Genomic DNA, 24129 nt, shown 5'->3' on the forward strand with positions numbered 1-24129 from the left:
TAGCCTCATCCTGAGGAGACCGCGAAGCGGTCGTCTCGAAGGACGAGGCGAGCCCTCAGGCGGCGTCGAGCTGCGAAGGCCGGACGGACCCGTCGAATGCGATCTGGTCGACCGGCTGCGGACGCCCGAACAGATAGCCTTGCGCGAAATTGACGCCGAGCGCCTGCAGCCGCTCGAACTCCTCGCATGTCTCGACACCCTCGGCGGTGACCGACATGTCCAGCCCGCGCGCCAGCGTCACGATCGAGGCGATGATGGCGGAGCTGCGCGGCTGATGCGTGAGGTTGCGGATGAACGTCTTGTCGATCTTGATCTTGTCGAACGGAAACGTGGTCAGATAGCTGAGCGACGAATAGCCGGTGCCGAAATCGTCGAGCGCGAGCTCGATGCCGAGGTGCTTCAGCCGCTCCATGAATGCGAGGTTCTCGACGCCGCGTTCCAGCAGGACCGATTCCGTGATCTCGATCTCCAGCCGCTGCGGTGGCAGGCCGGAATCGGCGAGCGCCGCGCAGATCATCTCGAACAGCTCGGCCTCCTTGAACTGGATCGGCGACAGATTCACCGCGACCGCGAGGTCGGAGGGCCAGCCGGCCGCGTCCGCGCAGGCCCGCCGCAGCACGAATTCGCCGAGCGGAACGATCAGCCCGGTCTCCTCGGCAAGCGGAATGAACTGGTCCGGCGGGATCAATCCGCGCACCGGATGCCGCCAGCGCACCAGCGCCTCGAAGCCGCGCCGCTGGCCGCTGGCCGCATCGACGAACGGCTGGTAATGCACCTCGAGCTGGCAGCGCGCGATGGCGTCGCGCAGGTCACCTTCCAGCGTGCTGCGCGCCTCGAGCTCGGCCGACATCGCCTCGTCGTAGATGGTGAAGCAGTTGCGGCCCGCCGACTTCGAGCGGTAGAGCGCAAGGTCGGCCTTTTTCAGCAACTGCTCCTGGTCGCTGCCATGATCCGGCGCGATCGCAATGCCGATGCTGGTGCCGATCTCGACGCGATGTCCGGGCAGCAGGAACGGTTCGGCCACGAGCTTGGCGATCCGTCCCGCCAGCTCGGTGGAGCAGACCCGCTGGTCCTCGCAGCCCTCCTGGATGATGGCGAACTCGTCGCCGCCGAGCCGCGCCAGCACGTCGGTGGCGCGCAGCGCGGATTTCAGCCGCTGCGCCACCTGGCGCAGCAGCGCATCGCCGGCGCCGTGACCGAGGGAGTCGTTGACGTTCTTGAAGCGGTCGAGATCGAGCATCAGGATCGAGAAGGTCGAACCGCTGTCGTTGAGCTGGCCGTTGAGATCGTCGAGCCGGGCGAGGAAGAAGGCGCGGTTCGGCAGGCCGGTCAGGATGTCGGTCTGGGCGAGCTCGAGCACCCGACGGTTCGCCAGCGACAGCCGCCGCGAATTGCGGCTTGCCAGCATGAGATAGGTCGACAGCGACAGCGTGAGCAGCATGCCGACGATGAGGACCGCGGCCGCGCGATCGTAGGACGTCTCCAGCGCGCCGCCGGCCGTCGGCATGGCGCGCACCTGCCAGTCGGTGTCGCCGATCTTGAGACTGCCCGACCAGTGCAGGGCCCGCGCGACGTCCCGCATCGACTGCGGCGCCGTGGCGGCCGACGAATAATCCGGCAGGATTTGTTCGAGGCTGACGATCTGTCCCGTGAAGGGCGGATAGACGTTGACGCTGACCGCGGGGCTTGCGCCGGTGGTCACGCGAATGGACTGGACCAGCATCGGCAGGTCGAAGACGCCGACGACGAAGCCGGCCAGATTGCGGCGCCGGTCTGTGACCGTCTCGCGCGACGTCCCTTTGGCGTAGACGGGAATGGCCACGAGGACGTCGGGCAGCCGGTTGCCTTCCTTGGGTTCGAACAGGCGGGTGCGGAGGGCCGCGATCCGATCGTTGTCGCGCGCCCGCTCCAGGACCGCACGACGTTCCGGGACGGTCGCATAATCCATGCCGTAGACCTGCGAGGTCTTGGGCTGGGTCGAGTAGAACACCGGGAAATATTCGTCGCTCTGCGGCGCGACCGCGAAGGCATCACCCTGGAGCGACTTGATGCGATAGCCGGACACGCCGTCCGCGATCGCGGCGGCCTCGTATTCGGCGCGCTCCCTGCGGTTGACGCGCGGCGGCCAGGCGATGCGCAGCATGCCGGGATGGCGCTCGAACAGGCGGGTGCTGAAGGTCTCGAATTCGCTGCGGGTGATTTCCTCGTTGGTCGATTCGAACAGCGTGCGCAGCGCGACGAGCCTGCTGATATACTCGCTCATGCCGTTCTGCATGACGATCGCTTCGGTTTCGGCCGCGTTCTCGAACTCGAGCTTGTTGACGCGGTTTTCCCACCGCGCAACGGCGGCCGCGCCCGCGATCGAGAACAGCAGGCCGACGGCAACCGCGACCAGCGCAGGGCGATAGAGCCCGAGCAGCGGCGCGGCACGCCACCATCCGGTCATCCGTTTCCGATCCTGATCGTTCTGATCGCGACCGCCCATCTTGATCCGCAAGTCCCCCATCGGCGCGGCGGCTCGAACTTCTGGTTGAGCCGCCGGAACCACTATCGGACCAGGATCGGGGTTAAGAACTGCAAAATTTCGGAACCCGGTCGTCCGGGATTGCGCGGCTTAGTTAACAATCGACCTGCAAGTTTGCAGCAGACTGGCAGTAACTTGCCGGTTTTACCCGGAGTCTTACGGATCGTCGGCGCGGCGCCGGTTAGCGACCTGTTCAGCACGCAGAACTATCGTTCCCGCAACGCGTCCTGCATCCGACAAGCACCCACATGACACGATCGCGATCCGCGACATACGTCGCCTTGACCATCGCATTGCTGACCGCGGCAATGCTGCCCGCGAAAGGCGACGAGGTCGGCGTCAGCGACGATGCGATCCTGTTCGGTCAGGCGGCCGCGCTCGAAGGCCCCTCCTCCGCGCTCGGGCAGCGCATGCGCCAAGGCATCGTCGCGGCGTTCAACGAGATCAACGGCAAGGGCGGCGTCCATGGCCGCAAGCTCCAGCTCATCAGCCGCGACGACGGCTACGACCCCGATCGTTCGGTGGCGCAGACGCTGCGGCTGATCGAGGACGACCAGGTGTTCGCGCTGATCGGCGCGGTGGGCACGCCGACCGCGATCGCGACGATACCGATCACCAGCGCCAGGAACGTCCCCTTCATCGGTCCGTTCACCGGCGCCGAATTCCTGCGCGACCTCGAGCTTCCGAACGTCGTCAACATCCGCGCGAGCTACGGCGCGGAGGCCGAGGCATGGATCAAGCACCTCACCGAGGACCGCCGGTTCACCCGCATCGGCATCTTCTACCAGGATGATTCCTTCGGCCGCGACGGACTCGTCGGCGTGAAGCGCGCGCTTGCCAAACGCGGCCTCGAGCTCGCCGCCGAAGGCACCTTCGAGCGCAACACCCGCGCCGTCGCCTCGGCCTGGCGGATGATCAAGCGCGCCGACCCCGAGGCCATCGTCATGGTCGGGACCTACGGTCCCTGCGCCGAGTTCATCAAGCTCGCGCACCGCAGCGGCGCCTCGCCGACCTTCGTCAACATCTCCTTCGTCGGCGCCAATGCGCTCGCCAAGGAGCTCGGCCCCGACGGCGAAGGCGTCATCGTCTCGCAGGTGGTGCCGTTTCCCTGGGATCGCTCGCTCAAGCTCGTCGCCGATTACCAGGCGGCGCAGACGGCGTTCGACCCGACGCTGACGCCGGACTTCGTGTCGCTCGAAGGCTATCTCTCCGGCCGCCTCGCCGCCGCGGCACTGGAAAAGGCGGGGCCGAAACCGACGCGCGCGAGCCTCCTGCGCGCCATCAACGACGTCGGCCGCTTCGACATCAGCGGCAGCGTCGTCACCGTCGGCATGCAGATGATCGACGCCCCGCCGAAGGTGTTCCTGACCGTGATCCAGAAGGACGGGACGTTCAGGGCGGTGGACCGGCTGTAGCTGCAGCAGGAGGTCGTCATGCCCGGGTCAAGCTCGGCCATGACGACGCGGAAGCTTCAGTGCGCACGGCGACTACATGACTTGCGTTGGCCCCGCAGCGTCAAGGCCGCCGCGTCCAGCGCTCCGCGTTGACGGCGCCTTGCGGGACCTCGCCCCCGACGATGGCCTCGACCTGCCGCACCGTCTCCAGCGACTGATACTCGATCGCCTGCGGCGTCAGCCCGCCGACATGCGGGGTGGCGATGACGTTGGGCAGCTTGGCCAGCTCCGGCGTCGGTCTCTGGTCGGGCGCGCGGCCGACATCCATTGCCGCACCGGCGATGCGGTTCTCGCGCAGCGCGCATGCCAGCGCCGCCTCGTCGACGAGATTGCCACGCGACAGATTGATGAAGACGGCATGCCTCTGCATGCGCGCCAGCGCCGCCTCCCCGATCAGGTTCTCGGTCTCTGCGTTGGCGATCGCAAGGCAGACGACATAGTCGGATGCGGCGAGGAGCTCGTCGAGACCGACCTGCCTGATGGCGCTGTCGCCGACTGTCGCAAAGGGATCGGAGACCAGCACCTCCATGCGCAGCACCTTTGCGATCTCGGCGAGATGGCGCCCGATACTGCCATAGCCGATGATGCCGATCCTGCTGCCGGCGAGTTGGCGGCCCATCCGCGCCTCGGGTTTGCGTCCGGCCTGATAGTCGGCCGTCGTCCGCGACACGCCGCGGGAGAGATCGACCATGAAGCCGAGCGCGAGCTCGGCCACCGCCTGCACGAAGCCGGGGCCGGCGCGGGTCACGAGCACACCCGCCTTCGAGGCCGCATCGACGTCGACGTTGCGGATGTCCACGGCGCAGCGGACGAAGGCGCGCAGATGCGGCAATTGCGGAAAGATCTCGCCGCGTCCCTCGGTCATGCGATCGGCGACGATGATGTCAACGTCCCTGGCCGCGCGGACGAGGCCGGCCGCATCGAGCGGCTGATCGCCCTCGTGCAGGATCACCTCGGCGGCCGCGCGCAGGCCGTTCAGGCTGCGATCGCCGTAGTAATTCCGCCGCATCTCCGGCGTGTGGGCGAGCAGGACTTTCACGGCAAGACTCCTTCAGTAGCCGAATGCCCGCGGCAGCGCCGTCGAGAGCCATGGCACGAAGGCAATGACGAGCAGGCAGAGGAACAAGAGGCCAAGATAACCCATGATCGGCTTCACCGTCTGCTCGATCGGCACGTTGCCGATCAGGCAGGCGCCATAGAGTCCGAGCCCGAGCGGCGGTGCGAACAGGCCGATGCCCATCGCGATGACCAGCACCACGCCGAAATGCAGGGGATCGACGCCGAGCTGCACGGCCACCGGCAAGAGCAGCGGCCCGAAGATGATCAGCGCGGCCGCGCCTTCCAGCACCGAGCCCATCACGATCAGCACGGCGATCGCGAGCAGCATGAACAGCCAGACGCCTGACGTCTTGGATAATCCGAGCATGAAGTCGCCGACCGCATGCGGCACCTGCTGCAAAGTCAGCGTGAACGCAAGCGACTGCGCGGCGGCGACGATGAACAGCACGAGCCCTGCGCGCGTTGCGGCCTGCACGAAACTGTGCGCGGCCGATTTGAAGCCGAGCTCGCGGAACACCAGGCTGCCGATAACGAGCGCATAGGCCACGGCAAACGCCGAGATTTCGGTGGCCGTGGCAAAGCCGCTCTTGAAGCCGAAGAAGATCATGAAGATCAGGCCGAGCGAGGCGATCGCGCCGCTCCACAGGCCCGACACCGGCATCTGCGGCGCAACGTCCTCGGCATCCGCCGGTCGCTTGCCGAAGATGATGGACACCGCGATCAGGACCAGCGCCATCAGCGCCGCCGGCAAGAGCCCCGCGACGAACAGGCCGCCGATCGACAGGTTCGCGACGAAGCCGAGGATGATCAGGTTGATGCAGGGCGGGATGGTCTCCGCCATCACCGCGGACGCCGCGAGCAGCGCCACCGCGCCGCCCGGATTCTGCTTCGAGCGGCGCGCCGCCGGGATCAGCACCGAGCCGACCGCGGCGACATCGGCCATCTTCGAGCCTGAGATGCCGGAGAACAGCACCATCGAGGCCACCATCACGACGTTGAGGCCGCCGCGCATGCGCCCCACCGCGCGCTGCAACAGCTCGATCAGGCGCACCGACATGCCGTTGGCTTCCATGAGGTAGCCGACGAGGATGAAGAAGGGGATCGCCAGCAGCACGAAATTGTCGATGCCGCGCGCCATCTGCTGGGCGAAGATCACACCCGGCAGCGCGCCCTCGACCCAGATGAAGATCAGCGCCGCCAGCGCCAGCGCAAAGCCGATCGGCAATCCGCCGAACAGGGTCACAAAGAAGCCGATCAGCATCAAGGTGCCCGCCGACGGCACCGAAGACGGCGACAGATAATCCCAGGCGAGATAGAGGCCGGTGACGACGATGATTGCAACGAGCCCCCTGACGATATCAGGAAGCGGCCGGGCGCAGAGTTGGTCGATCGCGAACACCGTCATGAACAGCGCACCGATGCCCATCGGATAGAAGGTGAGCTCCAGCGGCAGCCCTGATCCGGTGGTCTGGCCCGCCGTCAGCGAGCCCAGCTTGATGGCATGATAGGCGACGTAGCCCGAGATCAGCACCACCAGCAGCGCGCCCGCGGCATCGACCAGCGCCCGCAACCTCGCCGGCAACAGGTCGCGGAAGAAGGACACGCCGACATTCTCGCCGCGTGCCAGCGCGCTCGCCGCGCCAAAGAAGGCCGAACCGACCATCAGGCCGCGCGCGACGTCGTCAGACCATTCGACCGGCGCATTGAAGCAGAAGCGCAGCAGCACGGACGCGCAGACGACCACGAGATCGGCGGCCAGGAGAATGGCCGCGATCGCGTCGCTGACGCGAAGCAGCAGCGTAATGCTCCCGTGGCGGCCGCCCGAGAGCGGCACGGCGGCTGTCATCGTCATCTCAAGCTTGAGTCGCGCGGATGATGTCGATGACCGGCTTGGACTCCGGCCGCGCCTTCATGAAGTTCTCGGTCTGCGGTGCGACGCGCTTCTTGAACGCCTCGCGGTCGCATTCGGCCACCGTCACGCCCTTCTCGGTCAAGGCCGCCAGCGCCTCCTTCTCGACCGCAAGCCCATGGGCACGCGTGTCGATTGCGGCCTTCTTCGCAGCATCGAGAAAGCCCTCGCGCAGCTTCGGGTCCATGCGGTTGTAGGTCATGTCGCTGAAGTAGATCGCAAGCGGCGAGAAATTGTGCTGCGTCAGCGCGTAGAATTTTGCCGTTTCGAAGAACTTGCTGGCCAGGGTCGTCGGCGGATCGTGCTCCAGCCCGTCGAGCACGCCGGCCTGCAATGCCGTGTAGATTTCGCCGAACGCCAGCGGCGTCGCAGCGGCCCCCATCAGGCGCAGGCATTCCGTGATGACGGGATTTGGCAACGTCCGGATCTTGAGGCCGGCGAGATCCTCCGGCGTCTTCACCGGCTTCCTCGCCAGCACGCTGCGGGAGCCGAAATTGTAGGCCCACGCGATGATGCGGATATTGCTGCCCTTGAGCAGCGCGTCCTCGATCGGCTTGGCGGCGCCGGCGTCGAACGCCTTGGTCTGTTGCGGGAAACTCGAGAACAGAAAGCCGAGGTCGAAGGTGCCGACCAGCGGCGTCAGATTCGCCGAGATCGACGAGCCTGACACCATGAGGTCGATGACGCCGAGTTTCACCGAATTGATGACGTCGATTTCCTGACCGAGCTGATTGTCCGGGAAGAAGGCGACCTCGACCTGCTCACCGAGGCCGTTCGCCTTCAGGTTCTTGACGAGATTGTCGTAGTAGACGCGGCCGTTGGCGTATTTGGGATCGTTCGGCAGCGAGGAGGAGCATTTCAGCTTCAGCGTCGCGGCTTCGGCGCGGCCGATGATGGCGGGAGAGAGCACGAGGCCGGCGGTGGCCGCCGCCGATGACTTCATGAACGCGCGACGGTTCACGGGCACGATGGTCATGGCGCGGTCTCTCCCCAATATTATTGTTTGCGGCCGCGGTCGTTGCCGCGGCCTTTGCATCGACTGTATGGCCAAAGCGACGATACAGGCAAGGGATGCACCCGGCGGCGTCGCGATGGCGCGCGCGACCGGCGCACTGCAGAAAATCGAGACGAAACGCCTTTGTTTATCGGTGTTTTCGCGCATGCCGCACGGCAGCGACAAGGCCTGCCATGCAAGATTGCGACGGATCGATCCAATTCAGGTATGGATCAATGCCGAACGCAGATTGATCGGATTGGAACGCAGCAAAATGACGAAAGCCGCGGGATCGTGATCCCGCGGCTCGCAAAGGTTTGAGCGAATGTGGTGACGTCAGCGCGAATGCGCGCCGCTGAGCTGGCCGCCCGCCGCCGCGACATCACGCGAGGGACGCAGCGCATAGGCGCCGTCGCCGAGCAGGGCCTGCGCCGCGAGCGCGATCGCCCAGAAGGCGGGGAATTCCCAGCCACCCTTCGGATTGGTGAAGAAGAAGCCGGCGGCACCATGCACGGTGAAGATCGCACCGAGCAGGATCGGGATGCCGGCCAGCGCTGCATAGCGGGTCCAGACGCCGAGGATCAGCGCGACGCCGCTGAGAACTTCGACCGTCATGATGAGATAGGCGAGCTCGGGCGGAAAGCCGAGGCTGCCAAAGAATTTCGCGGTCCCGGCCGGGGTGAAGACGAACAGCTTCAGGCCGGCGTGGGCGAGGAACAGAGCGCCCAGCGTCACGCGCAGCACGAGCGCGGCATAGGGAGCGGTACGGGAATCGATCATGGCGGTCTCCTTGTTGGAGGCAGCTATGATCTATTCTCAGTTGAATGATAATCTGCTATATTGAAAATATACTTCACACCAATAGAGTGAGATGAATGCTCGACCGGCTGACCGGCCTGGAAGTCTTCGCCAAGGTGGCCGCGATCGGCAGCCTGTCGGGCGCGGCCCGAGCCATGGGCCTGTCGCAGACCATGGTGACCAAGCATGTCGCCGCGCTCGAGGCCCGGCTCGGCACAAAGCTGTTCCACCGCACCACGAGGCGGCTGTCCATCACCGAGGCCGGACGGAGCTATCTGGAATCCTCCGAGCGCATCCTCGCCGACATGGAGGCCGCCGACGCCGCGATCGCGCGCGAGCGCGTCGAGCCGCGCGGGCTGCTGCGGGTCAATGTCCCCGTCGTGTTCGGCACGCGGCAGATCGCGCCGGCGATCGCCGAGTTTTCGGAGCGCCATCCCGAGGTCACCGTCGAGCTCGGCCTCAACGACCGCCTCGTCGATCTCGCCGAGGAAGGCTGGGACCTTGCGATCCGCATCGGCAAGCTGCGCGACTCCAGCATGGTGGCGCGAAGGCTCGCGCCGAACCGCATGGTCGTCTGCGCCGCGCCGTCCTATCTGGCGAAACACGGCACGCCGCGCCGCGTCGCCGACCTCGCCGCGCATAATTGCCTCGGCTACACGCTCTCGCAGCAGGCGAGCGCGGCGGAATGGCTGTTCGGCGCCGACGGCGAGATCCGCGTCCAGGTCAGCGGCACCCTGCGCGCCAACAATGGCGATGCGCTGCGCGCGGCAACATTGGCGGGCCTGGGGCTGGCACGACAGCCAACCTTCATTATCGCCGACGACCTTCGCGCCGGCACGCTTCTAGCTCTTCCGCTAGACCAACCGGAGATCCAGACCTCGGCCGTGCATGCGGTCTACCTGCCCGACCGCCGTCCGCCGGCCAAGGTGCGCGCCTTCATCGACTTTCTCGCCGCGCATCTTGCGCCCGACCCGCCCTGGGACCGCGGACTGTTCTGACGGCGCACGGCCTGACACGCCAGTTCCGCTGCCCATTTTGCCGCAGCTCGCAACGTGATCCAGTGCACAGACAGGGTCATGGCGGACGACTAGAAAAGGTGACATCCTCGCGCCCATTGCCGATGGAGGTGACACCATGCGCCGTCCAATCCTCAGTCATTTGTTCCTTGCTTCCAGCCTTCTTGCACTCACGCAGCTGATGACGCCGACGGAGGCCGCAGCCGAATCGCGGCTCGCCCTCGTGATCGGCCAATCCGCCTATCGCACGGTGCCGGAACTGCCCAACGCCGCCAACGACGCCAAGGGCATGACCGAGCTGCTCGGCAATGCCGGCTTCACCGTCACCACGGCGGCCAACCTCGGGCAGAACGAGATGCGCACGGCGATCTCGGATTTCGCCGGCAAGGTCAGCGCCAGCGGCGCCGACACCGTCGCGCTGGTGTTCTATGCCGGCCACGGGCTTCAGATCGACGGCGAGAACTATCTGGTGCCGGTCGATCTCGATCCCAAGCGCGAGGCCGACATTCCGCTCCAGGGCGTGCGGCTGAACGACCTGCTCAACACGCTCGGCGCGCTGCCGACGCGGGCGCGCATCTTCATGCTCGACGCCTGCCGCAACAATCCGTTCCCGGCGCTGAGCGGCGCGGGCCACGGGCTTGCGATCGTCGACACCAAGGCCGGCGCGCCCGGCTCGTTCATTTCCTATTCGACCTCGCCCGGCGCCGAAGCCGAAGACGGCTCCGGCATCGACAGCCCCTACACCACCGCGGCGCTCTCGGTCGCCAAGCAACCGAACCTGCCGATCGAGGAAGTGTTCAAACGCATCCGCATCGCCGTGGCGCAATCGACCGACGGGCGGCAGATCCCGTGGGAAAGCTCCTCGCTGACGACCGACTTCAAGTTCTTCGGCGGCGAGAGCAGCAGCCAGCAGCCTGCAATTCCCGGCGCTTCCGCCATGGCGCTCGCCGGCGGCACGCGCAGCGTCGCGGACTGGCGCAAGGATTTGCAGGGCAAGGAGCCGAAGGTCGCCTATGAGCTCGTGATCGCCGACGACACCGCCGAGGCGTACCAGGCCTATATCGAGCTGTACACGCAGGACGCCCGCACGCCGCGCCTGCGCACGGTGCTGGAGCGCCGGCGCCAGATGCTGGCCTGGGAGCGCGCGGTGGCGATCAACACCCGCGCCTCGTTCGAGGCGTATCTGGCGAACTGGGACAACAGCGACCTCGCCGCGACCGCGCGCAGGCTGCTGCTCCGCGTGCAGAACCGCAACTACGTCCTGCCCGCGACGGTCGCAGCCACGCCCGCTCCCGTCGCCGTCGCAATGGCCCCGACCTGCCCGTGCTCGGCGCCATCGACACCGGCAACACCGGTCAATCCGACAGTGGCGCCCATTATCAAGAAGCGCGTCGACGACACGCCGCCGAAGCGCAAGGTCGTCGAGACGCCGCCGAAGCCGCGCCGGCCGCCGCCCGACGAAGTGGTCTACGAGCGCGCGCCGCCCCCCGGCCCGCCGCCCGGCGCCGTGATGCAAGGCATCGGCATCGGGATTGGCATCGGCATGGGCATGGGTGGTGGCGGCCGCGGCGGCGATTATCACAACGACCGCGGCCGGTACTGACGGGGACTCGCGCGATACGGAGGACAGTATGTCCTCCGTCATTGCGAGCGCAGCGAAGCAATCCAGACTGCCGCCGCGGTGGGAATCTGGATTGCTTCGCGGAGCCTGTCATCGGGCCGCGCTTTGCGCGGACCCGTTGGCTCGCAATGACGACGGAGAAGCCGCCGCCTGCGGCTCTCGTGCCCCGGACGCAGCGCAGCGCGTCCGGGACACGTGGTGGATATCCACCGTCTGCCGCTTCCAGTCCGGAAATGCTGTAGTGTGATCGACACGAGCCTTTCCGGGGATTCCACATCGATGCCGCACGATGCCGACGCCAAGCACGCATGGCCGCTCTTCCGCTCGCTCGCCTCCTATTCACTGCCGGGCGACCTGATGGCGGGGCTGACGCTGGCGGCGATCGCGATTCCCGAGCAGATGGCGACGGCACGGCTCGGCGGCTTCGCGCCGCAGATCGGCTTCTTCGCCTTCATGGCGGGCTCGCTCGGCTTTGCGCTGCTCGGCGGCAACCGCTTCCTGTCCTGCGGCGCGGACTCGACCATCACGCCGATCTTCGCCGGCGGGCTTGCGGCGCTGGCCGCCACCGGGTCGCCGGACTATCAGGGGCTTGCGATTGCGCTGGCGCTGATGGTCGGCGCCATGATGCTCGCGGGCGGCGCCTTCCGTCTCGGCGGAATCGCGAACCTGTTGTCGGTGCCGGTAATGGTCGGCTTCCTCGCCGGCATCTCCGTCCACATCATCGTGTCGCAACTGCCGGGCGTGCTCGGGCTTGAATCGCCGAGCGGGCCGACACTCGATCGCATCGGCGTGCTCGCTGGCCAGCTCGGCCGCACCAATCCCTTCACGCTGTGCATCGGTTTGGGCGTGCTGGCCGTGGTCTTCATGTCCGAGAAGGTCAGCGCGAAAATTCCCGGCGCGCTGATCGGGCTCGTCGCCGCGACGCTGGCCACAATCGCGCTCGGCCTCGAGCGCAAGGGCGTCAACGTCGTGGGCAGCGTGCCGGGCACGCTGCCGCGACCGACCCTGCCCGAGCTTGCGCCGGAGCTGTGGGTGCGTCTCGTCCCGCTCGCCTTCGTGATCACGGTCGTGGTGATGGTGCAGACGGCCGCGACCACGCGGTCGTTCCCGTCCGATCCCGATAGCCCTGCCGATGTCGACCGCGATTTCCTCGGCGCCGGCGCCGGCAGCGTGCTGTCCGGCCTGTTCGGCGCCTTTCCCGTCAATGCCAGCCCGCCGCGGACGGGCATCGTCGCGGAGACCGGCGGACAATCGCAGCTCGCGGGCCTTGCCGCCGGGACGATCGTGCTGGCGCTGCTCGCATTCGGCACCGGCCTGTTGCAGCACGTTCCGGACGCTGCGCTCGGCGGCATCCTGCTGTTCGTCGCGCTGCGCATCATCCGCGTGAAGCAGATCGTCACGATCTACCGCCAATCCCCAAGCGAGTTCCTGCTGATCGTCGCCACCGCCGCACTGATCATCGTGCTGCCGATCCAGCAGGGCGCGTTCCTCGGCATCGTGCTGTCGCTGCTGCACGGCATCTGGAGCACCACGCGCGCCAGGCTGGTCGAGTTCGAGCGCGTGCCGGGCACCACGATCTGGTGGCCCGCGCATCCGCACATCGCCGGCGAGCGCATCGCAGGCGTCGCCGTGATCGGGCTCCAGGCGCCGCTGTCCTTCCTCAACGCGCCGGGCTTCCGCAGCGACGTGGCCAAGGTGCTCGGCACGGCGACGCCGCAACTGCTGGTGCTGGAGGCGAGCGGCATGGTCGAGATCGACTTCACCGCCGCGCAGATCTTGCTCGAACTGTTCAAGGCGTGCAGCGAACAGGGCGTCACGGTTGCGCTGGCGCGGCTGGAATCGGTGCGCGCCCAGGACGCGTTCGAACGCTTCAGATTGTTCGACGCCCTGCCCCGCGAGCACGTCTTCCACAGCGTGGACGAGGCGGTGCGCAAGTTGGCGAAATAGCGGCGTTCACTGCACCAGCGTGGGGTGATCCCGCTGTATCGTTTCGCGGATCCAGCTGGCATGGATCGCGCGGAACAGGATCTGCGCCGTCTTGAGATCGTTCGCTGTCATGCAGAGATCGACGATGCGATGGACCGCGTCATCGCGCATCAATCCATCCGAGATATTCATCGCGATTTCCATCGCGACCTTGGCCGCGCGCTCGTAACGTTCGCTCTCACGTTTGTCGTTGCGCGCGGAACCTGCCGCGCTCGCGGCCGCGGCGTCACAAATGGCGCGGATACGCGCGGCGGCTTCGATGTCGCCGAGCGGCCCTTCGATCGTCTCGTCCCAGATGTCCGCCACCTTCTGCCTCGCGAACCACTTCATCGCCCCACCACCTGCGGTCTTCCAGCCGCCGTATTACCGCTCCTCAGGCTCGTTCAGCATAGAGAGGCCTGTCGAGATCGGCGAGGCAATTTTCCACCTCGCTTCCTGGCGCATTCAGGATGTCCGGCGTGGTCCGATGGCCTCGAACTGTGCCTTCTGTTCGTCATTCAGCGTCGCGTAGAAATCCTCCAGCGCTGCGCGAACCGACTTGACGCCGTCGAGCATCAGGTCGAGCCGCTTGCGTACCGCGGCCATTCGCGCCGGCGGCGTCATCACGTCGTTGGGCTGGCAGGCCGCCTTGAGCGATGCGCTGACCTTGGCGCTGGTATCCTGGAGCACCTGTAGCGCCGCACGCTGCGTGTCGTTGGGGTGCAGCCGCGCCTCGATGTCGGCGCCGGGCCAATCGAGCGCAGCCGCCGCACCGCAATTCTGGACCAGCGATCCCTCGGTGTTGTTGGGAGCTGTCGTACGACGCTGGTCCTCGGCCAGCGCATTGAAGCGCGCCTTCTGCTCGTCCGTGAGCGAGCCGTAGAACTTGTCCAGGGCGGGCTGAACGAGATCGACGGCTTTCGCCATCGCCTCGATGCGCTGCTGCATTGCCGTTAGCCGACCGGGCGCCGTCGCCGCGACCTGCGCCGGGCAGGACGCGCGGATCATGCCCGATGCCAGGATCGAGGCGTTGCCGAGCTCGTCGAGGCTTGCGCCTTGCGCCTCGCTCGGCTGCACCGCGGCGGCGATCTGGTCGATCGGCAGACCGACGATCTCGCGGCGGTCGCTGCCGCAAAGCTGATCCAGCGCAACGCCGCGCGCTTGCCGCCGACCCTGCGGCCGCTGCGGCAGATAGGCCGAAAGACCGTCGTAGCCATAGGGCCCGAAGATGCCGGCATAGATGTCCGGATAGCCGTAGCCCCAGAAGCCGAGACCGTCGCCCCAGATCGTATAGTCGTAGAGATCGTTATAGGCGAACGGCCAGAACAGCGGCCCGACCCAGCCATAACCGCCGCCCGCATGTTGCCACCATCCGCTGCTGGCGCCATGCCAGCCGGCGAGCGCGGCCGCCGCCGCGATCTGGGCTCGCGCCGCCGGATTGCCGATCAGACGGCCGTTGCGGAAGGCGCTGGAATGCGCGTTGAGGGCGTTGCGGAAATTCGCGGGGCGGATGGCCGCATTGCGGATCTGACCGAAGTTCGGACCACCATGTCGGGCGCCGGTTACAAACCGCATCCCTCGATGATGCCCGCCGCCGTGCGCGTGCCCACCGCCGTGACCGTGGAAATGGCCGCCGCCGTGGTGACCACCGCCGTGCCCGCCTCCATGCCCGCCGCCATGACCGCCGCCGTGGCCACCCTTCGCCAGAGCCGCGCCCGCCAGCATGCAGGCAAACGCCACCGCGGCAATTCCAACGACCGGTCGCATCATCATACCCTCCCGCGCAGAGCCCTGCCATTCAGGCATCGGAACTAGGCGGGAATTGGAACCGGCAACATTGCCGAAAGTTCCCGGTCCTTGGCTGCGCAGACCCTACGCCTCGGGCACGATCTTGCCGGGGTTGAAGATATTGAGCGGATCGAGCGCCTGCTTCAGCGCCCGCATCGCGTCGAGCGCTTCGGGACCGAGTTCGGCCTTGAGGTACTTCTGCTTGCCCTGGCCGATGCCGTGCTCGCCGGTGCAGGTGCCGTCCATCGCCTGCGCGCGCTCGACCAGGCGATGCATGAACTCCTCGCCGCGCGCCATCTCGTCGGCGTCGTTGGTGTCGCAGACCAGCGAGCAGTGGAAATTGCCGTCGCCGACATGGCCGACGATCGGCGACAGCAGATTGAGGCGCTTGAGATCCTCCTCGGTCTCGCCGACGCAATCGGCAAGCCGCGAGATCGGCACGCAGACGTCGGTGGCGACCACGCCGACACTGTCGCCGGGCCGCAGCGCCTTCACGGACCAATAGGCGTCGTGCCGCGCCTGCCACAGCTTGGTGCGATCCTCCGGCTTCGTCGTCCAGGAGAAGTCGCCGCCGCCGCATTCCTTTGCGATCTCGCCAAAGGCCTTGGACTGCTCGGCGACCTCGATCCCGCTGCCGTGGAATTCCATCAAGAGCAGCGGCGTCTCCGGCAGCGTCAGCTTGGAATAGGCGTTGCAAGCCTTCACCTGCGCGGCGTTGAGCAGCTCGATGCGCGCCACGGGAATGCCGGTCTGGATCGCCAGGATCACGGCCTGACAGGCCCCGTGAACCGTCTCGAACGACACCGCGCCGGCCGCGATGGTCTCGGGGATGCCGCGCAGGCGGATGGTCAGTTCCGAGATGATGCCGAGCGTGCCCTCGGCGCCGACGAACAGATGCGTCAGGTCGTAGCCGGCGGATGATTTCTTGGCGCGCGTGCCGGTCGTGATGATCTCGCCGTCGCCGCGCACCACCTTCAGCGCCAGCACGCTGTCGCGCATGGTGCCGTAGCGCACCGCATTGGTGCCGGAGGCGCGCGTCGAGGCCATGCCGCCGAGGGAAGCGTCCGCGCCGGGATCGATCGGGAAGAACAGGCCCTGGTCGCGCAGATGCTCGTTGAGCGCCTTGCGGGTGACGCCGGGTTGGATCACGCAATCGAGATCCTCGGCATGCACCGCGAGCACCTTGTTCATGTCGCGCAGGTCGATCGAGATACCGCCGGCGGGCGCATTGACCTGGCCCTCCAGCGAGGTGCCGGTGCCGAAGGCGATCACGGGCACGCGGTTCCTGGCGCAGATGCGCACCACGTCCTGGATGTCGGCGGTCTCCTGCGCCATCACCACGCCATCCGGCGGCTGGTTGGGAATCCAGGTGGTGGTATGGCCGTGCTGCTCGCGGACGGCCTGCGAGGTGATGAGGCGGTTGCCGAAGCGTGCGGCAAGCTGCTCCAGTGCGCTCGCGAGGGCTTTCGGCTCCGGCCGCGGCGGATTATTGGTGATGGTCGTACCCACGGAAATTCCTCCGACAGAAGAACCGTGGCAAAGGACATCTAACCGGTCAAGTCAAGCGACCGGACGCATAGCTAGGGAAGGACACATGCCGGAGACCGCCACTGCGCCCAAGGCCGAGCCGTTCCGCGCCTCGATCATGCAGATCGAGCCGCAATGGATCGACTATAACGGCCATCTCAACATGGCCTATTACAACGTGATGTTCGACCGGGCGATCGACGAATTCTGGCTCGAGCTCGGCATCGGTCCGGTCTACAAGAACGAGCGTCACGGCTCGACCTTCACCGCCGAATGCCATGTGCGCTATCTGCGCGAGATCCATCTCGGCGATCCCGTGCAGATCCTGGTGTGGCTGCTGGAGGCCGACGACAAGCGGCTGCATACGTTCGAGGAGATGAGGCACGCCACCGAAGGCTGGCTATCGGCCACCTCGGAGAACATGTCGCTGCACATGGACATGAACGCACGGCGTGTTGCGGCGTTTCCGCCCGATATCCAGCAGCGCATCGCAGGCATCGCCAAGGCCCATAGCGACTTAGCCCGGCCCGAGGGCGTCGGCCGGAGCGTGGCGATGCCCTCGAAGCGGTAACGGATCAGATACCGTCAGCCGCTTGTGGTTCACCTCTCCCCGACGAGGAGAGGTCGGATTGCGAAGCAATCCGGGTGAGGGGCCGCAGCGATCCGTGAGGCCGTAACCCCTCACCCGGATCGCATCTTACGATGCGATCCGACCTCTCCCTACGGGAGAGGTGAACCGCGCTGCGCTAGATCCTGCGGCCGCGGGCGAGGCCCACCACGGCCGAAACCAGGAACAGCGCGACCGCGATGAAGAAGATGATCTTGGCGATTTCGATCGAAGCGCCGGCGATGCCGCCAAAGCCCAGGATACCGGCGATCAGTGCGATAACCAGAAACGTCACAACCCAGCCAAGCATGGTCAAATCCTCGTCTTGATATTTGTCTGCGTCGGCGCGGCTGGCCGCGCCACCTGTCCAGACAATCTCGACGCGGGAACGATGGTTCCTGCCCACGCAAGGTGGAAATTGGCAGCTCCCGTAGGAACAAATCGGCCTGCCACGTACGTGGAAAACCTCGCACCGCCGCCCCATATAGGCACCAATCCCTGTTATGAAGGCTCCCTCCCGTCACCCCGCGGTGCCATCGTGGGGCCAAATGATTCGCATGACCGAGCCGAGCAAGATCACCAGCGTCCCCGACCACCAGCCCGCAGCCGGCGGCATCGCCGCGCGTGCGCGCGCCTCGGTGGGCCCGAAATATCTGTCCGGGCTCAATCCCGAGCAGCGCGAGGCGGTGGAGACGCTGGACGGCCCGGTCCTGGTGCTGGCCGGCGCCGGCACCGGCAAGACCCGCGTGCTGACCACGCGCATCGCCCATATCCTGAGCCAGGGCCGCGCCCGCCCCGCCGAGATCCTGTCGGTGACCTTCACCAACAAGGCCGCGCGCGAGATGAAGCACCGGCTCGGCCAGATGCTCGGCCACGCGGTGGAAGGCATGCCGTGGCTCGGCACCTTCCACTCCATCGGCGGCCGCATCCTGCGCACCCATGCCGAGCTGGCGCAGCTCAAGTCGAACTTCACCGTGCTCGACGTCGACGACCAGGTCCGGCTGCTGAAGCAGCTGCTTCAGGCCGAGAACATCGACGACAAGCGCTGGCCGGCGCGCATGCTGGCCGGCCTGATCGACGGCTGGAAGAACCGCGGCCTGACGCCGTCACAGGTGCCCCCAGGCGAAGCCGCTGTCTTCGCCAACGGCAAGGGCGGCAAGCTCTATGCGAGCTACCAGGAGCGGCTGAAGATCCTGAACGCCGCCGATTTCGGCGACCTGCTGCTGGAGAACATCCGCATCTTCCGCGAGCACCCGGATATCCTGCGGCAGTATCAGCAGCGCTTCAAATATATCCTGGTGGACGAATATCAGGACACCAACGTCGCGCAATATCTGTGGCTGCGGCTGCTGTCGCAGGCGCCTTCTTCCAGCCCGTCATTGCCGGGCTTGACCCGGCAATCCAGCGATTCTTCACAAGATGGATCACCGGGTCACGACGCTTCGCGTCGGCCCGGTGATGACGAGAATGATGATGTGGCGCCCGTTCCCGCGAACGAAAGAACCCACGTCAAGAACATCTGCTGCGTCGGCGACGACGACCAGTCGATCTATGGCTGGCGCGGCGCCGAGGTCGACAACATCCTGCGCTTCGACCACGATTTCCCCGGTGCCAAGGTCATTCGCCTCGAACGCAATTACCGTTCGACCGGCCACATCCTCGCCGCCGCCTCGCACCTGATCGCGCACAATGAAGGCCGGCTCGGCAAGACGCTGCGCACCGAGGACCAGGACGGCGAGAAGGTCACGGTGACGGGCTCGTGGGATTCGGAAGAGGAAGCCCGCGGCATCGGCGAGGAGATCGAGCAGATCCAGCGCCAGGGCGAGAAGCTGAACGAGATCGCGATCCTGGTGCGTGCGTCCTACCAGATGCGCGAGTTCGAAGACCGTTTCGTCACGCTCGGCCTGCCCTATCGCGTGATCGGCGGCCCGCGCTTCTACGAGCGCGCCGAAATCCGCGACGCGCTGGCCTATCTGCGTGTCATCAACTCACCGGCCGACGATCTCGCCTTCGAGCGCATCGTCAACACGCCCAAGCGCGGCCTCGGCGATGCCACCGTGCAGATGCTGCACGACCACGCCCGCAAGCGCCGCATTCCGCTGTTCGAGGCGGCGCGTGCGGTGGTCGAGACCGACGAGCTGAAGCCGAAGGCGCGCGGATCCTTGCGCGACCTCGTCGCGCAGTTCGACCGCTGGCGCGCCCAGCGCGAAGTCACCGCGCATACCGACCTCGCCCAGATCGTGCTCGACGAGAGCGGCTATACCGAGATGTGGCAGAAGGACCGTTCGGCGGACGCCGCGGGCCGGCTCGAAAACCTCAAGGAGCTGGTGCGCTCCATGGAGGAGTTCGAGAACCTGCAAGGGTTTTTGGAGCACATCTCGCTGGTGATGGACCGCGACGGCGGCGCCGAGGAAGACGCGGTGTCGCTGATGACGCTGCATTCGGCCAAGGGCCTCGAATTCGACAACGTGTTCCTGCCGGGCTGGGAGGAAGGCCTGTTCCCGAGCCAGCGCACGCTGGACGAACAGGGCCGCGCCGGGCTGGAGGAAGAGCGCCGGCTCGGCCATGTCGGCCTGACCCGGGCGCGGCGCCGCGCCATGATCTATTTCGCCACCAACCGCCGGATCCATGGCACCTGGTCGACCACGATCCCGTCGCGCTTCCTCGACGAATTGCCGGCGGCCAATGTCGAGATCACGGAATCCAAGGGCGGCTCGGCCTGGGGCGGCACCGGCGGCTATGGCGCCTCGCGCTTCGACGACATGGAGGCGTTCGGGTCGACCTATTCGACGCCGGGCTGGCAGCGCGCCCAGGCAAACCGAGAAGGCAACCGCAACCGGGGCGGCGGCCGCAATGGCGGCGGCAAAAGCGGCGGCTTCGAGGAAGAGGCCGCGACGTTCTCGTCCTCCTCGTCATCAGGCCCCGATTTCGGCAGCTTCTCCTCGCGCCGGCGCGGGCCGATGACGATCGAGGGCGAACTGGTCGCCAAATCCACCGGAACGACCTCGGAATTTTCGCTCTCCGACCGCGTCTTCCACCAGAAATTCGGCTACGGCCGCGTCACCAAGATCGACGGCAACAAGCTCACCATCGCCTTCGACAAGGCCGGCGAGAAGAAAGTCGTGGACAGCTTCGTGCAGCGGGCGTGAGGCCCTCCCCTGTTGCGGCGGCGTTACGCCGCCATCTTTCTTCCCTCTACGCCCCTTGACCACCGCGAACTTCCCCGTATCAGATGTGGCCATGGTCCGGGGCTCCATCACATTGATCGTGCTTGCATTGGGGATGCCGTCGCTTGCGGCGGCGGAGACGATGAGCTTTGGCGATGCGATCGGAAAGCTGGCGGCAAGTTGCGGTGCGGAAATCGTCGCCAATTGCCGCGGCGTCAATCCGGACTCGACCCGGCTGAAGGAGTGCCTGTCCCGCAACCGGGACGTGCTCTCCCCGCAATGCCAGAGCGACTATCTCGGCGCCTTCGACGCCATCCAGAAGCGCGTCGCCGCACGCATCGCGGTGGCGAACGCCTGCCAGCGCGAGATCGTCAAGGTCTGCGGCGGCTCGACCAAGGAGACCAGCAAGTCGATCCCCTGCCTGGTCTCGACGCCCAAGGGCATCAGCAACAACTGCCTGAAGGCCGTGGACGACGCGGGGTATCGATGATGCGCGCGAAGGGGCTCTCCACCGCCGGACGAGGCATCGCTCTTGGTATCAGTCTTGGTCTCGCCTTGCTCGCGGGCGCAGCCAGCGCGCAGACGGCGCCGCCGACCCGCGACGACATCGTCGGCAAGCTGAACCATTTCGAAGAGGCCGCCGAAATCGACCTTCCGGCGCTGAAGCAGCAGGTGATGGAGCGCGCCAAGGCCAGGATCAAGAACGATCCGGGGCCGGTGAACCGGCCGCCGATCGCGCCTGATCTTACCAAGCTGCCCGCCTTCAACGCGCAGATCCAGTTCGACGCCGACACGCCGATCATCCAGCCGGCGTCCTACCAGACCGTCGGCCGCATCGCGGATGCGCTGGTTCATTCCTCGCTGCTGCCCTACACCTTCCTGATCGTCGGCCACGTCGAATCCAATTCGAAGACGCGCGAGGCCAACGCGATCCTGAGCCAGCGTCGGGCGGACGCGATCCGCGACGTGCTGGTGAACACGTTCAAGATCTCGACCAAGCGGCTGCACCCGATCGGCCTCGGCGAGGAGCAGTTTCTCGACCGGGCGAAGCCGACCTCGGCCGTCAACGGCCAGCTGCAAATCCTGACCTTTGCCAAGGTACCGGAGGAGGCGCCCGCGCATCCGGCTGCGACACCTGCGCCTGCGGCGAAAAAGCCCGCCAAGAAGCGCTGAGCAAGCGCGCCTCGGCACCTGACGGAACCCCTTGAAGTCCTGATTGTTTTGTGACCTGTTTCACAGCGCGACAGCACGGTCTTGCGCGACAATAGTGCCGGTTTGTGCACTGCCCTATCAGGTGCTATAGGCTCTGGTTCGTCTTCCCCAACCCTGTGCTGCATGAGACCAAGATGGGTGGCTTGTTTCAACGCCAACTTGCCGTTTATGTCGAGTACCATCGCGATCCCCGGAATACGGCGATGCATGTGGTCGGCATCCTCTTGCTGTTCACGGGCGCCGTGCTGCCGCTGACGTTGGTGAAGGTGCCGCTGTTCGGAACTGAACTCAGCCTGGCGGTCATCCTGGCCTTGCCGGTTCTGATCTATTGGCTGCTGCTCGACGTTGCGCTCGGGGTCGGCATTCTGGCCGTCTCCATCGTGCTGTTTTCGATCGCGACGACCATTTCGGCGCAAGTTAGCATCATGACGATGTGGGCGATTTTCGCCGCGCTGGTCGTGCTCGGCCTCGCCGCGCAGACCATCGGCCACAAGGTTTTTGAGGGGCGCGAAGCCTCGTTATTCACGTTTCCGTCGCATCTTTTGCTGGGACCGATGTTTGTCATGGCAAAATTATTCATTGCACTGGGCTTCCGTCGCGACCTTGCCGCGATTCTAGCGCCTCTTCCGACCAATTCCCTTTCAACCCGATAGCTCTAGAAGCGAAACAGCAAACCTTCTTCATGGCTCTCGTACTGGTTACCGGTGGCAGCGGCTTCATCGGACATCATCTCGTAGAATCGCTCCGCGCCCGTGGGCAGCGGGTGCGTGTTCTCGATGTCCGGCCGCCGGCCGCCGCCAATACCGACGTCGACTATGTTCACGGCTCGGTGCTCGACGGCGCCGCGGTCGATGCCGCACTGGCCGGCGTCGATCAGGTCTATCACCTCGCCGGCCTGCCCGGCATGTGGGTTGCCAACAAGCAGGACTTTCACGACGTCAATTTCCGCGGCACCGAGGTCGTGCTGGCAGCTGCGATGAAGCGCGGCGTGTCGCGCTTCCTGCACTGCTCGACGGAATCGATCCTGTTCCCCTATGCCGACCTGAACGGCGTTCCCGCCGAAGAGGCGCTCCAGCCGGCCGACGCGATGCCCGGCGCCTATACGCGGTCGAAGTCGCTCGCCGAGCATCACGCCGCGAAGGCCGCGGCCAATGGCTTTCCGCTCGTGATCGGCACGCCGACCATGCCGATTGGAGCTGCCGACCACAATCTGACGCCGCCGACCGCGATGCTCTGGTACTTCCTCCAGAAGAAGGTGCAGCCGCATCTCAACTTCCTGGTCAATCTCGTCGATGTCCGCGACGTCGCCATGGGCCTCGTGCTGACGATGGAGCGCGGCCGCATCGGCCAGCGCTACATCCTCGGCGGCGACTGCGTCCCGCTCGGCCGCATCCTGCGGATGATGTCGGCGATGAGCGGCCGCCGGCAGTTCCCGATCGTCGTGCCCGGCAAGATCGCCGAGCTCTCCGGCATCATGCTCGAATATCTATCCGACAACTTCACGCGCCGGCCGCCCAACGGCACCGCAGAGGGCGTACGCATTGCGCTCGCCGCGAGCGATCTCTCGATCGGCAAGGCGCGGACCGAGCTCGGCTACTCGCCGCGCCCGATCGAGCCGGTCCTGCGTGAAACCATCACCCATCTGCTCGCCCGCGGCGGCGTGCTGCCCTCCGGCGCCATCGAGCAACACGCGCTCTCCTCGCGCGCGGGCTAACGCCGCCGCCCAACGCAAAGAACCTTCATGTCCTTCGATTTCAGCAAGCTTCTCTCTGTCGCCTGGGGTGGCTGGACCACGACCTGGCCGACGCAACTGCTCGCCCTGATCTGGCTCGCCTGGCTCGCAAGCTGGGTCGGCGCCTCGTTCTGGCAGGGCCGCACGCAAAAGCAGGTGATGACGCTGGAGTCCGGCCGCTATCGCATCCCGATCCTGGTCGGCGGCATCCTGTTCACGCCGTGGACCGCCGAAGTGCTGGGTGAGAAGCCGCTCTGGGTGTTCAGCAACATTGGCGTCTACATCGTCGCGCTGATCGTGCTCGCCGGCATCTCCTTCACCTGGTGGGGACGGCTGCATCTCGGAAAGTTCTGGTCCAACACCATCACCCACAAGGAAGACCACCGCGTCATCGACACCGGCCCGTACGGCATCGTCCGTCATCCGATCTACACCGGCCTGATCGCCGGCATGCTGGCGACCGGCATCGCGGTCGGCACGGTGACCGCGATCCTCGGCGCGATCCTGATCTCGCTCGGCATGTGGCAGAAGGGGCGGATGGAAGAGGTGTTCCTGTCGAAGGAGCTCGGCGAGGACGCCTACGGCGCCTATTGCCGCCGCGTGCCGATGATCATCCCGTTCCTGTCGCCGCGGTGATGTGACCAGCCGCCATATCCTCCGATGTCGTCCTGGCGAAAGCCAGGACCCATTACCCGAAGGAGGAGTTTGGCGAAGATTCGTCGTGCGGTACTCCCACCATCCCCAATCGATAGATTC

21 protein-coding genes are annotated in these 24129 nt (G+C 66.2%); 12 read left to right on the top strand and 9 right to left on the bottom strand.

Annotated elements, in window-relative coordinates; genetic code table 11:
• Window positions 1-55: 55 nt before the first annotated feature.
• The gene (locus tag XI09_RS14900) at window positions 56-2446 is read right to left on the bottom strand and encodes a bifunctional diguanylate cyclase/phosphodiesterase (protein ID WP_271567493.1); all 2391 of its coding nucleotides are present in this window, start codon (window positions 2444-2446) and stop codon (window positions 56-58) included.
• A gap of 326 nt (window positions 2447-2772) precedes the next feature.
• Here XI09_RS14900 and XI09_RS14905 point away from each other — a divergent pair, with 326 nt between their 5' ends.
• Window positions 2773-3939 (top strand): ABC transporter substrate-binding protein, encoded by a 1167-nt coding sequence (locus XI09_RS14905; RefSeq protein WP_271567494.1) that lies wholly within the window; start codon window positions 2773-2775, stop codon window positions 3937-3939.
• Between the two features lie 100 nt (window positions 3940-4039).
• On the opposite strand, the gene XI09_RS14910 is transcribed toward XI09_RS14905, so the two are convergent.
• The 3 genes from XI09_RS14910 to XI09_RS14920 are packed head-to-tail and all read right to left on the bottom strand — an operon-like array spanning window position 4040 to window position 7922.
• Window positions 4040-5017, bottom strand: a complete 978-nt coding sequence (locus XI09_RS14910; protein WP_271567495.1) for an NAD(P)-dependent oxidoreductase — start codon at window positions 5015-5017, stop codon at window positions 4040-4042.
• Between the two features lie 12 nt (window positions 5018-5029).
• Window positions 5030-6883, bottom strand: a complete 1854-nt coding sequence (locus tag XI09_RS14915; RefSeq protein WP_271567496.1) for a TRAP transporter large permease — start codon at window positions 6881-6883, stop codon at window positions 5030-5032.
• A 7-nt stretch (window positions 6884-6890) separates the two neighbouring features.
• Window positions 6891-7922, bottom strand: a complete 1032-nt coding sequence (locus XI09_RS14920; RefSeq protein WP_271567497.1) for a TRAP transporter substrate-binding protein — start codon at window positions 7920-7922, stop codon at window positions 6891-6893.
• A gap of 67 nt (window positions 7923-7989) precedes the next feature.
• Between XI09_RS14920 and XI09_RS14925 the strand changes: the two genes are divergently transcribed.
• Entirely contained in the window at window positions 7990-8238 is a 249-nt protein-coding gene (locus XI09_RS14925; protein WP_271567498.1) for a hypothetical protein, read from the top strand.
• A gap of 38 nt (window positions 8239-8276) precedes the next feature.
• Here the strand turns inward: XI09_RS14925 and XI09_RS14930 are convergent, their stop codons facing one another.
• Window positions 8277-8720 (bottom strand): DoxX family protein, encoded by a 444-nt coding sequence (locus tag XI09_RS14930; protein ID WP_271567499.1) that lies wholly within the window; start codon window positions 8718-8720, stop codon window positions 8277-8279.
• Between the two features lie 95 nt (window positions 8721-8815).
• On the opposite strand from XI09_RS14930, the gene XI09_RS14935 reads away from it, so the two are divergent.
• The 3 genes from XI09_RS14935 (at window position 8816) to XI09_RS14945 (ending at window position 13322) form a co-directional block, all read left to right on the top strand.
• A complete protein-coding gene (locus tag XI09_RS14935; RefSeq protein ID WP_271567500.1) occupies window positions 8816-9736 on the top strand; it encodes a LysR family transcriptional regulator in 921 nt (306 codons plus the stop codon).
• Between the two features lie 136 nt (window positions 9737-9872).
• On the top strand, window positions 9873-11357 hold the full coding sequence (locus XI09_RS14940; protein WP_271567501.1) for a caspase family protein: 1485 nt from the start codon (window positions 9873-9875) through the stop codon (window positions 11355-11357).
• 297 nt (window positions 11358-11654) lie between these two features.
• A complete protein-coding gene (locus XI09_RS14945; RefSeq protein ID WP_271567502.1) occupies window positions 11655-13322 on the top strand; it encodes a SulP family inorganic anion transporter in 1668 nt (555 codons plus the stop codon).
• A gap of 6 nt (window positions 13323-13328) precedes the next feature.
• Here the strand turns inward: XI09_RS14945 and XI09_RS14950 are convergent, their stop codons facing one another.
• The 3 genes from XI09_RS14950 to XI09_RS14960 all read right to left on the bottom strand — a co-directional run bounded on the left by XI09_RS14950 (window position 13329) and on the right by XI09_RS14960 (window position 16637).
• Window positions 13329-13691 carry a hypothetical protein gene (locus tag XI09_RS14950; protein ID WP_271567503.1) on the bottom strand — a complete coding sequence of 121 codons (363 nt, stop codon included), beginning with the start codon at window positions 13689-13691 and terminating at the stop codon, window positions 13329-13331.
• Between the two features lie 114 nt (window positions 13692-13805).
• On the bottom strand, window positions 13806-15110 hold the full coding sequence (locus XI09_RS14955; RefSeq protein WP_271567504.1) for a Spy/CpxP family protein refolding chaperone: 1305 nt from the start codon (window positions 15108-15110) through the stop codon (window positions 13806-13808).
• Between the two features lie 102 nt (window positions 15111-15212).
• Window positions 15213-16637, bottom strand: a complete 1425-nt coding sequence (locus XI09_RS14960) for an FAD-binding oxidoreductase (RefSeq protein ID WP_271567505.1) — start codon at window positions 16635-16637, stop codon at window positions 15213-15215.
• 85 nt (window positions 16638-16722) lie between these two features.
• On the opposite strand from XI09_RS14960, the gene XI09_RS14965 reads away from it, so the two are divergent.
• Window positions 16723-17226 carry a thioesterase family protein gene (locus tag XI09_RS14965; protein WP_271567506.1) on the top strand — a complete coding sequence of 168 codons (504 nt, stop codon included), beginning with the start codon at window positions 16723-16725 and terminating at the stop codon, window positions 17224-17226.
• Window positions 17227-17401: 175 nt separating this feature from the next.
• Here XI09_RS14965 and XI09_RS14970 read toward each other — a convergent pair whose 3' ends face one another.
• Window positions 17402-17572, bottom strand: coding sequence for a DUF1328 domain-containing protein (locus tag XI09_RS14970; RefSeq protein ID WP_271567507.1), 171 nt, complete (start codon window positions 17570-17572; stop codon window positions 17402-17404).
• A 238-nt stretch (window positions 17573-17810) separates the two neighbouring features.
• Here XI09_RS14970 and XI09_RS14975 point away from each other — a divergent pair, with 238 nt between their 5' ends.
• From XI09_RS14975 to XI09_RS15000, 6 genes are all read left to right on the top strand, one after another.
• Window positions 17811-20411, top strand: a complete 2601-nt coding sequence (locus XI09_RS14975) for an ATP-dependent helicase (RefSeq protein WP_271567508.1) — start codon at window positions 17811-17813, stop codon at window positions 20409-20411.
• Window positions 20412-20502: 91 nt separating this feature from the next.
• Window positions 20503-20919 (top strand): hypothetical protein, encoded by a 417-nt coding sequence (locus XI09_RS14980; protein WP_271567509.1) that lies wholly within the window; start codon window positions 20503-20505, stop codon window positions 20917-20919.
• The gene (locus tag XI09_RS14985; RefSeq protein WP_271567513.1) at window positions 20919-21602 is read left to right on the top strand and encodes an OmpA family protein; all 684 of its coding nucleotides are present in this window, start codon (window positions 20919-20921) and stop codon (window positions 21600-21602) included. The genes XI09_RS14980 and XI09_RS14985 overlap by 1 nt, the downstream gene beginning before the upstream one ends.
• 173 nt (window positions 21603-21775) lie before the next feature.
• Window positions 21776-22294, top strand: coding sequence for an Mpo1 family 2-hydroxy fatty acid dioxygenase (locus tag XI09_RS14990; RefSeq protein ID WP_271567510.1), 519 nt, complete (start codon window positions 21776-21778; stop codon window positions 22292-22294).
• A 29-nt stretch (window positions 22295-22323) separates the two neighbouring features.
• Window positions 22324-23355, top strand: coding sequence for an NAD-dependent epimerase/dehydratase family protein (locus XI09_RS14995; protein WP_271567511.1), 1032 nt, complete (start codon window positions 22324-22326; stop codon window positions 23353-23355).
• Window positions 23356-23382: 27 nt separating this feature from the next.
• Entirely contained in the window at window positions 23383-24009 is a 627-nt protein-coding gene (locus XI09_RS15000; protein ID WP_271567512.1) for a methyltransferase family protein, read from the top strand.
• The last annotated feature ends 120 nt before the right edge of the window (window positions 24010-24129 follow it).

Origin of the sequence: Bradyrhizobium sp. CCBAU 11386, assembly GCF_028128955.1 — a bacterium.
Lineage (GTDB): Bacteria > Pseudomonadota > Alphaproteobacteria > Rhizobiales > Xanthobacteraceae > Bradyrhizobium.

Coding starts and splice junctions, on each gene's coding strand:
- XI09_RS15000 (WP_271567512.1), top strand. CDS start 23,383: ATGTCCTTCGATTTCAGCAAGCTTCTCTCTGTCGCCTGGGGTGGCTGG.
- XI09_RS14990 (WP_271567510.1), top strand. CDS start 21,776: ATGGGTGGCTTGTTTCAACGCCAACTTGCCGTTTATGTCGAGTACCAT.
- XI09_RS14925 (WP_271567498.1), top strand. CDS start 7,990: ATGGCCAAAGCGACGATACAGGCAAGGGATGCACCCGGCGGCGTCGCG.
- XI09_RS14950 (WP_271567503.1), bottom strand. CDS start 13,691: ATGAAGTGGTTCGCGAGGCAGAAGGTGGCGGACATCTGGGACGAGACG.
- XI09_RS14930 (WP_271567499.1), bottom strand. CDS start 8,720: ATGATCGATTCCCGTACCGCTCCCTATGCCGCGCTCGTGCTGCGCGTG.
- XI09_RS14905 (WP_271567494.1), top strand. CDS start 2,773: ATGACACGATCGCGATCCGCGACATACGTCGCCTTGACCATCGCATTG.
- XI09_RS14915 (WP_271567496.1), bottom strand. CDS start 6,883: ATGACAGCCGCCGTGCCGCTCTCGGGCGGCCGCCACGGGAGCATTACG.
- XI09_RS14945 (WP_271567502.1), top strand. CDS start 11,655: ATGCCGCACGATGCCGACGCCAAGCACGCATGGCCGCTCTTCCGCTCG.
- XI09_RS14955 (WP_271567504.1), bottom strand. CDS start 15,110: ATGATGCGACCGGTCGTTGGAATTGCCGCGGTGGCGTTTGCCTGCATG.
- XI09_RS14940 (WP_271567501.1), top strand. CDS start 9,873: ATGCGCCGTCCAATCCTCAGTCATTTGTTCCTTGCTTCCAGCCTTCTT.
- XI09_RS14980 (WP_271567509.1), top strand. CDS start 20,503: ATGGTCCGGGGCTCCATCACATTGATCGTGCTTGCATTGGGGATGCCG.
- XI09_RS14975 (WP_271567508.1), top strand. CDS start 17,811: ATGATTCGCATGACCGAGCCGAGCAAGATCACCAGCGTCCCCGACCAC.
- XI09_RS14900 (WP_271567493.1), bottom strand. CDS start 2,446: ATGACCGGATGGTGGCGTGCCGCGCCGCTGCTCGGGCTCTATCGCCCT.
- XI09_RS14920 (WP_271567497.1), bottom strand. CDS start 7,922: ATGACCATCGTGCCCGTGAACCGTCGCGCGTTCATGAAGTCATCGGCG.
- XI09_RS14995 (WP_271567511.1), top strand. CDS start 22,324: ATGGCTCTCGTACTGGTTACCGGTGGCAGCGGCTTCATCGGACATCAT.
- XI09_RS14935 (WP_271567500.1), top strand. CDS start 8,816: ATGCTCGACCGGCTGACCGGCCTGGAAGTCTTCGCCAAGGTGGCCGCG.
- XI09_RS14965 (WP_271567506.1), top strand. CDS start 16,723: ATGCCGGAGACCGCCACTGCGCCCAAGGCCGAGCCGTTCCGCGCCTCG.
- XI09_RS14970 (WP_271567507.1), bottom strand. CDS start 17,572: ATGCTTGGCTGGGTTGTGACGTTTCTGGTTATCGCACTGATCGCCGGT.
- XI09_RS14985 (WP_271567513.1), top strand. CDS start 20,919: ATGCGCGCGAAGGGGCTCTCCACCGCCGGACGAGGCATCGCTCTTGGT.